Raw genomic sequence first — 11,907 nt, 5'->3', positions numbered from 1 at the left:
AAAATTCTAATAGGGGAAACGTTGCAGAACGGTAGTTCCAACAACCCTACTTCGGCGGGTAGGCTCAATACTTGAGCGAATCACAGGGGTATCGCGCAAACGATTGCTGGCCGGTGCGCAATCCACTCAGTCGAGGCGCTCGACCTGGGGCAATTCCATGGCCTGCACTTCGCCCTGGAGAAAGTCACCCAGCCGTCGCAAACGCTCGCCACCCGGCCGGGTCTTCGGCCACACCAGATAGTAATTTTCCCCACTGGCCACAGCGGTGGGCCATGGCAGACTCAGGCGGCCCTGGGCCACGTCTTCGGCCACCATCAGCAAGTCGCCCATGGACACGCCGTACCCTCGGGCGGCGGCGATCATGCCCAACTCCAAGGTGTCGAACACCTGCCCGCCCTTGAGCGAAACCTGGGATGACAGCCCCATGCGCTCCAGCCAGTTGCGCCAGTCACGCCGGTCCGGCGTCGGGTGCAGCAGCTCGGCAGAGGCCAGGCGTGCAACGTCCCAGGGTCCGTCGCTCAACAGGTTCGGCGCGCCCACCGGAATCAGCAACTCCGGAAACAGGTAGCTGGCTTCCCAGTCCGGCGGGAAATGCCCGTTGCTCAACAACACCGCGCAATCGAATGGTTCCTGGTTGAAATCCACCTCATCGACGCTCATCCAGGCGCTGGTCAGTTGCACTTCATTGCCCGGCTGCAGGTGCCGGAAGCGACTGAGGCGCGCCAGCAGCCAGCGCATGGTCAGGGTGGACGGCGCCTTCATGCGCAGGATGTCGTCCTCGGCATTCAAGGTATGGCAGGCGCGCTCCAGGGCCGCAAAGCCTTCACGCACGCCCGGCAGCAACAGGCGCGCCGCCTCTGTGAGTTGCAAGGTGCGGCCGCTGCGCTGGAACAGGCGGCAGGCGAAATGCTCTTCCAGGGTACGAATGTGCCGGCTCACCGCACTTTGGGTAATCGACAACTCTTCCGCCGCCCGGGTGAACGAGTTGTAGCGGGACGCAGCTTCAAACGCGCGCAAGGCGTAAAGAGGAGGAAGACGACGAGACATGGCGAAAACTCCGACGGCGCAATATCGAAACCCTACCAGAATCATTCAGGCATGAGTTTTAATCATGCGAACCATCGGATTTATCCCTTTGTGCAATGCGCTGTGGGCGCCGAGAATCAACCCTTCCACCCTTCCCTGACTTTTTGAGCGTGATGATCATGCAGCATCCGGCACGTACCGAACTCTGGGCCATTCTGCGGCTGTCAGGGCCGCTGATTGCCTCACAGTTGGCCCACATGCTGATGGTGCTGACCGACACCCTGATGATGGCCCGCCTGAGCCCCGAGGCCCTGGCCGGCGGAGGCCTGGGTGCGGCGAGCTATTCGTTCGTGTCGATTTTCTGCATCGGCGTGATCGCTGCCGTGGGCACGCTGGTCGCGATCCGCCAGGGCGCCGGCGACATCGAAGGCGCCACCCGCCTGACCCAGGCCGGGCTGTGGCTGGCCTGGTTGATGGCGCTGGTGGCTGGTTTGCTGCTGTGGAACCTCAAGCCAGTGCTGCTGATGTTCGGCCAGACCGAAACCAACGTCGCGTCCGCCGGCCAGTTCCTGACCATCCTGCCGTTCGCCCTGCCCGGCTACCTGACGTTCATGGCGCTACGCGGCTTCACCAGCGCTATCGGCAAGGCCACGCCGGTGATGGTGATCAGCCTGTGCGGCACGGTGATCAACTACCTGCTCAACCACGCGTTGATCGAAGGCATGTTCGGCCTGCCGAAACTCGGGCTGGTGGGCATTGGCCTGGTCACCGCCATCGTTGCCAACTGCATGGCCCTGGCGCTGATCTGGTACATCAAATACAACCGTGCGTACGACGCCTACCCGCTGCGCAAGGGCCTGCTGCGGCCCAACCTGCATTACCTGAGGGAACTGTGGCGCCTGGGCCTGCCGATTGGTGGCACCTATGCGGTGGAAGTCGGGCTGTTTGCGTTCGCCGCGCTGTGCATGGGCACCATGGGCAGTACGCAATTGGCTGCGCACCAGATCGCCCTGCAGATCGTGTCGGTGGCGTTCATGGTGCCGGCGGGCATGTCGTACGCGATCACCATGCGTATCGGCCAGCATTATGGTGCCGGGCAGTTGCTGGAAGCGCGGCTGGCCGGGCGAGTTGGCATAGGCTTTGGCGCGGTGGTGATGCTGGGCTTTGCAGCGGTGCTGTGGTTGTTCTCGCACCCACTGATCAGCCTGTTCCTCGACCAGCATGACCCGGCGTTTCGCGACGTGATCAACCTCGCCGTCAGCCTGCTGGCGGTGGCCGCATGGTTTGAGCTGTTCGACGGCGTGCAGACCATCGCCATGGGCTGCATTCGCGGGCTCAAGGATGCCAAGACCACCTTCCTGGTCGGGCTGGGCTGCTACTGGCTGATCGGCGCACCGGCCGCATGGTTGATGGCGTTCAATCTCGGCTGGGGGCCGACGGGCGTTTGGTGGGGCCTGGCCCTGGGCCTGGCGTGCGCGGCAGTCAGCCTGACCTGGGCGTTTGAACGGAAGATGAAGCGGATGATTCGCCAGGAGCCTGAAACCCACCAAGGATTTCAAGCCGCGCAGCCGGAGTAACGGCTGTACTCGGTCAAATGTGGGAGCGGGCTTGCTCGCGAATGCGGTGGGTCAGCCATGAATTGGTTGGCTGAAATACCGCATTCGCGAGCAAGCCCGCTCCCACATTTTTGATCGGGTTCACAACATCAGATCACGCCGCCCACCAGTTCCTGGCTGTCACCAAACGTCAGGTAGTCCACCAGTTCCGCCAACGGCAACGGCTTGCTGATCAGGTAACCCTGGGCCTGATCGCAGCCGAACAACCGCAGCAACGCCAGTTGCTCGGCGGTTTCCACGCCCTCGGCGACCACTTCCAGGTTCAGGTTATGAGCCAGGTTGATCATGGCGTGCACCAGCTTGCGATTCTCTTCGCGCTCTTCCATGCCGCCGACAAAGCTCTTGTCGATCTTCAGCAAGGCAATCGGCAGGCTGTTGAGGTGCACGAACGACGAAAAGCCGGTGCCAAAGTCATCCAGGGAAAAGCGCACACCCAGGCGGCCCAGCGCATCCATGGTCTGCTTGACCAGGTCGCTGCGGCGCATCACGGCGGTTTCCGTCAGCTCAAATTCCAGCCACTGGGCTTCCACGCCGCGCTCGGCAATCAGCCGGCTGAGGGTGCTGAGCAGTTGGCTGTCCTGAAACTGGCGGAACGACAGGTTGACCGCCATGTGCAACGGCGCAATCCCGCGTTCGCGCAGGTCCTGCATGTCGCGCAGGGCCCGGGAAATCACCCAGTAGCCCAGCGGCACGATCAAGCCGCTCTGCTCGGCCAGCGGCACAAACTCGCTCGGCGGCAACAGGCCGCGCTCACCGTGGCGCCAGCGCACCAGCGCTTCCAGGCCGACGATATGCCCATCGTCGAGGTCCAGGCGGGGCTGGTAATGCAGTTCCAGTTCGTCACGGCGCAACGCCCGGCGCAGTTCGCTCTCAAGGTCGGCGAGGCTGCGGGCATTGCGGTTGATGCGTTCGTTGAAGATATGAAAGGTGCAGCCCTGGGTGCTTTTGGCTTGCTGCATGGCGATGTGGGCGTGCCACATCAACGGGTCGGCGCCAGCCTTGGCGCGGGCATGGGCCACGCCGAGGCTGCAACCGATCAGCAGGCTTTCGCCATCGACCCAATAGGGTTCGGCCATGGCTTCGACGATGCGCTCGGCCATCCATTCGGCGCGCTGGGGCGCACGGCGGGTATCGATCAGCAGGGCAAATTCGTCGCTGCCCAGGCGCGCCAGTTGATCGCCGGCCTCCAGCTGGCTCTTGAGCCGCGAGACCACTTGCAGGATCAGCCGGTCGCCGGCCTGGTGGCCGAGGGCGTCGTTGGCGTGACGGAAGTTGTCCAGGTCGAGGTGGCCGAGGGCAACGCCACGGCCTTCGTTTTCCGCCAGGCGGGCGGTCAGCAGGGTCTGGAAGCCCTGGCGGTTGGCGATACCGGTCAGCGGGTCCTGTTCGGCCAGGCGTTGCAGGGTGTTTTCCAGTACACCGCGCTCGCGCACATGCCGCAGGCAACGGCGCAATGTATCGACATCCAATGCATTCAGGATCAGCCAGTCGCTGACGCCGAGGGGCGAAACCAGGGGTTCCTCTTCCAACAGCAATACCGTTGGCAAGCTGCAGCGACCGGGGCCGGGCTGAAGGTTGGCCGTGGTCAATAGCACCGCGCTGTGATCGTCGTCGAACAGGTTGCTCACAGACTCCCAGTTTGGCGCGCTGATCAGCACAGCTCCGTCGCCCATCGGCGCCAGGCACTCGCGCAATAACGCTGCCCACGCTGGCTCATCGGCCAGTAGCAGCAAACGCAAGGGTTCGACAGGCGTAGACAAGCTAGCTCCCTAGACTCTGCAAAATTTCGTTGGCGGCGGGCATTATGACGTGCGCCCCGATAATGACCAATGATATGGGTTATCAAATGCGCACTGTGCAGCTCTAGACCGAACAATAGTCCTAAATACCCTGCACATCCTGCGGCAAAGTAACAAAACCGGCAAATTTAGATCGAGTGGTACGTCACACTGTCGTTCAGAGGCAGCAGAATCTTGCCAGCCTGTTAAAATGCCCGCCCTTTTGATCAATGACCTCCTGAATTTCGTATGTCCCGACTCAATCCCCGGCAGCAAGAAGCCGTGAACTACGTCGGCGGCCCTCTATTGGTGCTCGCCGGTGCCGGTTCCGGCAAGACCAGCGTGATCACCCGCAAGATCGCGCACCTGATCCAGAGCTGCGGCATCCGCGCCCAGTACATCGTCGCCATGACCTTTACCAACAAGGCGGCGCGGGAAATGAAAGAGCGCGTCGGCACCCTGCTCAAGGGTGGCGAAGGCCGTGGCCTCACCGTGTGTACCTTCCACAACCTGGGGCTGAACATCATCCGCAAGGAGCACGTGCGGTTGGGCTACAAGCCGGGCTTCTCGATCTTTGACGAGACAGACGTCAAGGCGCTGATGACCGACATCATGCAGAAGGAATACGCGGGCGACGACGGCGTCGACGAGATCAAGAACATGATCGGCTCGTGGAAAAACGACCTGATCCTGCCCGCCGAAGCCCTGGAAGCTGCGCGCAACCCCAAGGAGCAGACTGCCGCCATTGTCTACACCCACTACCAGCGCACGCTCAAGGCGTTCAACGCGGTGGACTTCGACGACCTGATCCTGCTGCCGGTGAAGCTGTTCCAGGAACATGCCGACATCCTCGAAAAGTGGCAGAACAAAGTCCGCTACCTGCTGGTGGACGAATACCAGGACACCAACGCCAGCCAATACCTGCTGGTGAAGCTGCTGATCGGCAAGCGCAACCAGTTCACCGTGGTGGGCGATGACGACCAGTCGATCTACGCCTGGCGCGGCGCCCGCCCGGAAAACCTGATGCTGCTCAAGGACGACTACCCGTCCCTGAAAGTGGTGATGCTGGAGCAGAACTACCGCTCCACCAGCCGCATCCTGCGTTGCGCCAACGTGCTGATCTCCAACAACCCCCACGAGTTTGAAAAGCAACTGTGGAGCGAGATGGGCCACGGCGACGAGATCCGCGTGATCCGCTGCCGCAACGAAGACGCCGAAGCCGAGCGCGTGGCCGTCGAACTGCTCACGCTGCACCTGCGCACCGACCGGCCCTACAGCGATTTCGCGATCCTGTACCGCGGCAACTACCAGGCCAAGCTGATCGAGCTGAAGCTGCAGCACCACCAGATTCCTTATCGCCTGTCGGGCGGCAACAGCTTTTTCGGACGCCAGGAAGTGAAAGACCTGATGGCCTACTTCCGGCTGATCGTGAACCCGGACGACGACAACGCCTTCCTGCGGGTGATCAACGTCCCACGCCGGGAAATCGGTTCGACTACCCTGGAAAAGCTCGGCAACTACGCCACCGAACGCAAGATCTCGATGTACGCCGCCACCGACGAAATCGGCCTGGGCGAGCACCTCGACACTCGTTTCACCGACCGCCTGGCGCGCTTCAAGCGCTTCATGGACAAGGTGCGCGAGCAGTGCGCCGGCGAAGACCCGATCAGCGCCCTGCGCAGCATGGTCATGGACATCGACTACGAGAACTGGCTGCGCACCAACAGCTCCAGCGACAAGGCTGCCGATTACCGCATGGGCAACGTGTGGTTCCTGATCGAGGCGTTGAAAAATACCCTGGAGAAGGACGAAGAAGGCGAGATGACCGTCGAGGACGCCATCGGCAAGCTTGTGCTGCGGGACATGCTTGAACGCCAGCAGGAAGAGGAAGACGGCGCCGAAGGCGTGCAGATGATGACCTTGCATGCGTCCAAGGGCCTGGAATTCCCCTACGTGTTCATCATGGGCATGGAAGAGGAAATCCTCCCGCACCGCTCCAGCATCGAAGCCGACACCATCGAGGAAGAACGGCGCCTGGCCTACGTGGGCATTACCCGCGCGCGTCAGACATTGGCCTTCACCTTTGCCGCCAAGCGCAAGCAGTACGGCGAGATCATCGATTGTGCCCCCAGCCGGTTCCTCGACGAACTGCCGCCGGACGACCTGGCCTGGGAAGGCAACGACGACACACCGACCGAAGTCAAAGCCGTTCGCGGCAACACCGCCCTGGCGGATATACGCGCGATGTTAAAGCGCTAGAATCGACTACTTTTTAATCTACTTTCGGCGCGTGTTGCGCCAACAGAGGAAGCTTTCGTGGAAGCACTGCACAAGAAAATTCGCGAAGAAGGCATCGTGCTTTCCGATCAGGTACTCAAGGTCGACGCCTTTCTGAACCACCAGATCGACCCGGCGCTGATGAAACTGATCGGTGACGAGTTTGCTGCGTTGTTCAAGGATTCGGGGATCACCAAGATCGTCACCATCGAAGCCTCGGGCATTGCACCGGCGATCATGACCGGCCTGAACCTCGGCGTGCCGGTGATTTTCGCCCGCAAGCAACAGTCCCTGACCCTGACCGAAAACCTGCTGTCGGCGACGGTGTATTCCTTCACCAAGAAAACCGAAAGCACCGTGGCGATTTCCCCGCGCCACCTGACCAGCAGCGACCGCGTGCTGATCATCGATGACTTCCTGGCCAACGGTAAGGCGTCCCAGGCGCTGATCTCGATCATCAAACAGGCCGGCGCGACCGTTGCAGGTTTGGGGATTGTGATCGAGAAGTCGTTCCAGGGCGGCCGTGCGGAGCTGGATGCCCAGGGTTACCGGGTTGAGTCGCTGGCGCGGGTGCAGTCGTTGGCGGGTGGGGTTGTGACCTTTATCGAGTAATCGGTGCGGGCACGGTTAAACATGTGGGAGCGGGCTTGCTCGCGAAAGCGGTGTGTCAGTCACCGGATAGGTCGACTGATCCACCGCTTTCGCGAGCAAGCCCGCTCCCACATTTGATCTCCTGTGTTTTCTAGTGCGCGGTAGCTTGTAGGCCCGCTAGCAACAGGCGCTGATACAAGTCCTCCTTCAACCCCTCCGGCTTATCCAGTCGCATCCGTACCAAATGCTCGGGAAACGCTTCCGGCTCCGGTGCATCCAGCGCTGCCTTGCCCAGCTCCAGAATCTCCGTCAGCTTGAATTTGCTCTTGAGCCAGTTCAACGCCCGCAACAAATCCCGCTCTTCATCCGTGAAGTCACTGCCCAGCGGATACTCCGGGAACAGCCGTGGATGCCGCGCCTGAATCCCCTGCAGACGCTCCGGCGTGTTGTCGGCAAACCGCGGATCCAGCTGGAAATCCTTCGGCAACTTCCCGGCCTTTTGCGCCTGCTCGATCAAATCTTCCTGGAACCGTGAGTCGGTGATATTCAGCAGCGCCTCGATCACCCTGGCATCAGTCTGCCCGCGTAAATCCGCGATGCCGTATTCGGTGATGACGATGTCTCGCAGGTGCCGGGGAATCGTGCAGTGCCCGTATTCCCAGACGATATTGGAACTGACCTCGCCGCCCGATTCGCGCCAGCTGCGCAGGATCAGGATCGAGCGCGCGCCTTCCAGCGCATGGCCCTGGGCGACAAAGTTGTATTGCCCGCCAACACCGCTGAGCACGCGGCCGTCTTCCAACTGGTCGGCCACGCCCGCGCCCAACAGGGTCACGGTAAACGCGCTGTTGATGAAGCGCGCATCCAGGCGCTGCAAACGCTTGAGTTCTTCCTGGCCGTACAGCTCGTTGATGTAGCTGATGCGGGTCATGTTGAATTCCAGGCGCTTGCTCTGTGGCAAGTCCCGCAAACGCTCGTAAAAGCTACGAGGCCCGAGGAAGAAGCCGCCATGCACCGAGATGCCGTCGGTCTGTGCCGCTTCGTCCAGGGTGCCGGCGTTGGCCCGCTCCTGGGTCGCGACGTCCGGGTATACCTTGCGCCGCACAATCCCGGCATCGGCCAGCACCAGCAGGCCATTGACGAACATTTCGCTGCAACCGTACAGCCCACGGGCAAACGGCGCGACTCCGCCTTCGTGGCTGATCAGCGGTGCCCATTGGTACACATCCAGGTCGGTGAGCAACAGGCGATACGCCTCGTTATCGGCCTGGCGCGCCAGCAAGGCCGCAGTCAGTGCATCGCCCATGGAGCCGATGCCGATCTGCAAGGTACCGCCGTCGCGCACCAGGGTGCTGGCGTGCAAACCGATAAAGTGATCCTGGAAACCCACCGGCATGTTCGGGGTGGAGAACAGCGTGGTGCTGTCCTTCTCGTCGATCAGGAAGTCGAACTCATCCATGCCCAGCTCGGCGTCGCCGGGCATGTAGGGCAAATCACTGTGAACCTGGCCCACCACCAGGATGGTTTCACCGGCCTCGCGGCGCTTGGCGATCATCGGCAACAGGTCGAGGGTGATGTCGGGGTTGCAGCTCAGGCTCAGGCGATCCGGATGTTCGGCGCTGCTGGCCACCAATTGCGCGACGAGGTTCAGGCCGGCGGCATTGATATCACGGGCAGCGTGGCTGTAGTTGCTGCTGACGTAATCCTGCTGCGCCGAAAGGCTGTGAAGCAAACTGCCGGGCTGCATGAAGAACTGCTGCACGTGAATGTTCGACGGCAGGCTGTCCTTGCGCAGTGCGGCGAGGAAGTCCAGCTCGGGATAGTCACCGAAGACCCGTTCGATAAAGGGCTCGAGAAAGCGCTTCTGCAAACCATCGCCCAAGGTAGGGCGACCCAGGGCCAGGGCTGTGTAGATGGTCAGCGCCCGGTCCGGCAACTTGGCGATACGCCGGTACAGCGCGTTGACGAACAGGTTGGGTTTGCCCAGGCCCAGGGGCATGCCCATGTGAATATGCGCCGGCAGCCGTGCCAGTACGTCGTCGACTGCTTGCTCGATTGAACACAACTGCACCATCCGACTTCTCCCGAACATTCCATGAATTGGGGTTGGACCGAGCTTGCCGGGTCTTTGCTGCAAAGAACAGCCTCAAAAGGCAAATCGCGGGCACAAAAAAGCCGCTGGTCAGCGGCTCTTTTGGCGAAGATCGGTTTATTTCAGACCCGACATCTTCTCGATCGCGCCTTTAAGCTCGGCATCCGAGCAATCGGCGCAGGTGCCTTTTGGCGGCATGGCGTTCAGACCGGTAATGGCCTTGGCCAGCAGGCCATCGAGGCCACCCTGATGGTCCGCGCGGTCTTTCCAGGCGGCGGTGTCACCGATTTTCGGTGCGCCCAACAGGCCGGTACCGTGGCAAGCGTTGCAGTGCTTGGCGATTACGTCATCCGGCGATTTCGCACCGCCGCCGCCGCCCGCAGCCACTGCCACTTCCATCCCCTTGCACTCTTGCCCCTGGACGCACACCTGGCCTACAGGCTCCAGGCGCTTGGCAATTTCATCATTGGTCGCAGCTTGAGCGCTGACAGCCCATAGGGCCAGTACGGTTGCTGGTGCAGCCAGCATTTTCATAATTAGGTTCACGCGTTCACCCTCAATGGTGGCTATTCACGCCTGCGGCCACGGTTTCGCAGGCGGCGAAAGTATAACGGTTAGCCCGCCCCGCCGAAACAACCCTATTAACCAAGGGGAGATTCAGCAAGACAGAATGCTGCTACGGGCGTCTCTGCGACATAGGCAGGACGCCTCTTTTCTTAAAAGTTCGCGGGTGTGGCTGCGCTGATTAGTCGCGCCGGCACTTCGAACGGATTGCGAAAACGGTGCGGCTTGGTGCTTTCAAAGTAGTAGCTATCGCCGGCTTCGAGCACAAAAGTTTCAAGGCCGACCACCAGCTCCAGGCGACCTTCCACCAGGATCCCGGTTTCCTCGCCCTCGTGGGTGAGCATCTCTTCGCCGGTATCAGCACCTGGCGGGTAGATCTCGTTTAGGAACGCAATCGCCCGGCTCGGGTGCGCGCGGCCCACCAGTTTCATGGTGACGGCGCCGTCGGAGATATCGATCAGCTCATTGGCTTTATAGACGATCTGGGTCGGTTTTTCCTGGAGGATCTCCTCGGAAAAGAACTCCACCATCGACATGGGAATGCCGCCCAGCACCTTGCGCAAGGAGCTGATGGAGGGGCTGACACTGTTTTTTTCGATCATCGAAATGGTGCTGTTGGTGACGCCCGCGCGCTTGGCTAGCTCACGCTGGGAAAGACCTTTCAGTTTACGGATGGATTGCAGTCGTTCGCCGACGTCCAATGCAGGAGCCTCCTAGGATTCAGGCGTTGTTGTAATTGAGCGTTATCATGGCGACAGCGTTCAGTATTTACAACACTTTGGCCTAAATCCCGGGATCTGCCATTCGTGGGTGCCGCTCAAGCGCCGGAATAGAGCCGTGGCACTCGGCGCAGGTTGCAGAAGATCTGGTACGGAATGGTGTCGGCGGCGGTGGCAACGTCACTGGCGAGGATGTTTTTGCCCCACAATTCGACGGTGGAACCGAGCCCGGCCTGGGGCACGTCGGTCAGGTCGACACACAGCATGTCCATCGACACACGGCCCAGCAACTGGCTGCGCTGGCCGGCCACCAGCACCGGGGTGCCGGTGGGTGCGTGGCGCGGGTAGCCGTCGGCGTAGCCCATGGCAACTACCCCGATGCGCATCGGTTTCGGGGTAATGAACCTGGCGCCGTAGCCCACAGGTTCGCCGGCCGGCAGTTCACGTACGCAGATGACTTTCGATTCGAGGGTCATCACCGGCTGCAAACGCGCGGCGATGGCCTGGCCTTCGCCAAACGGCGTGGCGCCGTAGAGCATGATGCCCGGGCGTACCCAGTCACTGGAAACGTTCGGCCAGCCCAGCACCGATGGCGAATTGCGCAGGCTGACCTGGGCCGACAAGCCCTGGCGCGCCGCTTCAAACACCGCCACTTGCTCTTCGCTGCTGGTACTGTCCAGCTCATCGGCACGGGCGAAGTGGCTCATCAGCACGATCTTCGCGACTTTGCCGCTGGCCAGCAGGCGCTGGTAAGCGTCGTGATAATCCTTGGGATGCAGGCCGACGCGGTGCATGCCCGAATCAAGCTTGAGCCAGACGGTCAGCGGCTTGCTGAGTTGCGCCTGTTCAATCGCGTCCAGCTGCCACAGCGAATGCACCACGCACCAGAAATCATGCTCGATGATCAGCGGCAGCTCGTCGGCTTCGAAAAAACCTTCGAGCAACAGCACCGGCCCGCGAATCCCGGCGGCCCGCAGCTCCAGCGCTTCCTCGATGCAGGCCACGGCAAACCCGTCCGCCTCGGCTTCCAGCGCCTGGGCAACACGCACGGCACCGTGGCCGTAGGCATCGGCCTTGATCACGGCGAGGGCCTTGGCCCCACCCGTGACTTCACGGGCCAGTTGGTAGTTATGGCGCAGGGCTTGGAGGTCGATCAGGGCACGGGCAGGACGCATGGCGGCAGGCTTCTAGGCGGCGGTGGGAAGAAAAAACCGGTACCCGCTGACAACGCAGGCACCGGGAGA

At 61.5% G+C, this 11,907-nt stretch carries 9 protein-coding genes; 3 read left to right on the top strand and 6 right to left on the bottom strand.

Features of this window, described 5'->3' with window-relative positions:
* Nucleotides 1-126 precede the first annotated feature (126 nt).
* Nucleotides 127-1,047 carry a LysR substrate-binding domain-containing protein gene (locus tag AC3WKX_RS00460; RefSeq protein WP_003208769.1) on the bottom strand — a complete coding sequence of 307 codons (921 nt, stop codon included), beginning with the start codon at nt 1,045-1,047 and terminating at the stop codon, nt 127-129.
* A 152-nt stretch (nt 1,048-1,199) separates the two neighbouring features.
* Here AC3WKX_RS00460 and AC3WKX_RS00455 point away from each other — a divergent pair, with 152 nt between their 5' ends.
* On the top strand, nt 1,200-2,603 hold the full coding sequence (locus AC3WKX_RS00455; protein ID WP_102604065.1) for a NorM family multidrug efflux MATE transporter: 1,404 nt from the start codon (nt 1,200-1,202) through the stop codon (nt 2,601-2,603).
* A 128-nt stretch (nt 2,604-2,731) separates the two neighbouring features.
* Here AC3WKX_RS00455 and AC3WKX_RS00450 read toward each other — a convergent pair whose 3' ends face one another.
* Nucleotides 2,732-4,402: a putative bifunctional diguanylate cyclase/phosphodiesterase gene (locus tag AC3WKX_RS00450; protein ID WP_008439412.1), complete on the bottom strand. Its 1,671-nt coding sequence runs from the start codon at nt 4,400-4,402 to the stop codon at nt 2,732-2,734.
* Nucleotides 4,403-4,669: 267 nt separating this feature from the next.
* Between AC3WKX_RS00450 and rep the strand changes: the two genes are divergently transcribed.
* The gene (gene rep, locus AC3WKX_RS00445) at nt 4,670-6,679 is read left to right on the top strand and encodes a DNA helicase Rep (RefSeq protein WP_008439414.1); all 2,010 of its coding nucleotides are present in this window, start codon (nt 4,670-4,672) and stop codon (nt 6,677-6,679) included.
* Nucleotides 6,680-6,736: 57 nt separating this feature from the next.
* Nucleotides 6,737-7,309 (top strand): xanthine phosphoribosyltransferase, encoded by a 573-nt coding sequence (locus AC3WKX_RS00440; RefSeq protein ID WP_008439415.1) that lies wholly within the window; start codon nt 6,737-6,739, stop codon nt 7,307-7,309.
* A gap of 130 nt (nt 7,310-7,439) precedes the next feature.
* Here AC3WKX_RS00440 and AC3WKX_RS00435 read toward each other — a convergent pair whose 3' ends face one another.
* From AC3WKX_RS00435 to alr, 4 genes are all read right to left on the bottom strand, one after another.
* On the bottom strand, nt 7,440-9,362 hold the full coding sequence (locus tag AC3WKX_RS00435; RefSeq protein ID WP_003208758.1) for an acetyl-CoA hydrolase/transferase C-terminal domain-containing protein: 1,923 nt from the start codon (nt 9,360-9,362) through the stop codon (nt 7,440-7,442).
* Between the two features lie 135 nt (nt 9,363-9,497).
* Nucleotides 9,498-9,914, bottom strand: a complete 417-nt coding sequence (locus AC3WKX_RS00430) for a c-type cytochrome (RefSeq protein WP_003208757.1) — start codon at nt 9,912-9,914, stop codon at nt 9,498-9,500.
* A gap of 182 nt (nt 9,915-10,096) precedes the next feature.
* Nucleotides 10,097-10,645 carry a cupin domain-containing protein gene (locus AC3WKX_RS00425; RefSeq protein WP_003208755.1) on the bottom strand — a complete coding sequence of 183 codons (549 nt, stop codon included), beginning with the start codon at nt 10,643-10,645 and terminating at the stop codon, nt 10,097-10,099.
* A gap of 116 nt (nt 10,646-10,761) precedes the next feature.
* Nucleotides 10,762-11,838, bottom strand: coding sequence for an alanine racemase (alr, locus tag AC3WKX_RS00420; protein ID WP_003208753.1), 1,077 nt, complete (start codon nt 11,836-11,838; stop codon nt 10,762-10,764).
* Nucleotides 11,839-11,907 lie beyond the last annotated feature (69 nt).

The organism is Pseudomonas sp. GP01-A4, assembly GCF_058780865.1.
This window is presented reverse-complemented; position numbering and strand designations above follow the sequence as displayed.

Excerpts from the sequence above, each read along its gene's own strand:
- AC3WKX_RS00460 (WP_003208769.1), bottom strand. The coding sequence starts at position 1,047 with ATGTCTCGTCGTCTTCCTCCTCTTTACGCCTTGCGCGCGTTTGAAGCT.
- AC3WKX_RS00455 (WP_102604065.1), top strand. The coding sequence starts at position 1,200 with ATGATCATGCAGCATCCGGCACGTACCGAACTCTGGGCCATTCTGCGG.
- rep (WP_008439414.1), top strand. The coding sequence starts at position 4,670 with ATGTCCCGACTCAATCCCCGGCAGCAAGAAGCCGTGAACTACGTCGGC.
- AC3WKX_RS00435 (WP_003208758.1), bottom strand. The coding sequence starts at position 9,362 with ATGGTGCAGTTGTGTTCAATCGAGCAAGCAGTCGACGACGTACTGGCA.
- AC3WKX_RS00430 (WP_003208757.1), bottom strand. The coding sequence starts at position 9,914 with ATGAAAATGCTGGCTGCACCAGCAACCGTACTGGCCCTATGGGCTGTC.
- alr (WP_003208753.1), bottom strand. The coding sequence starts at position 11,838 with ATGCGTCCTGCCCGTGCCCTGATCGACCTCCAAGCCCTGCGCCATAAC.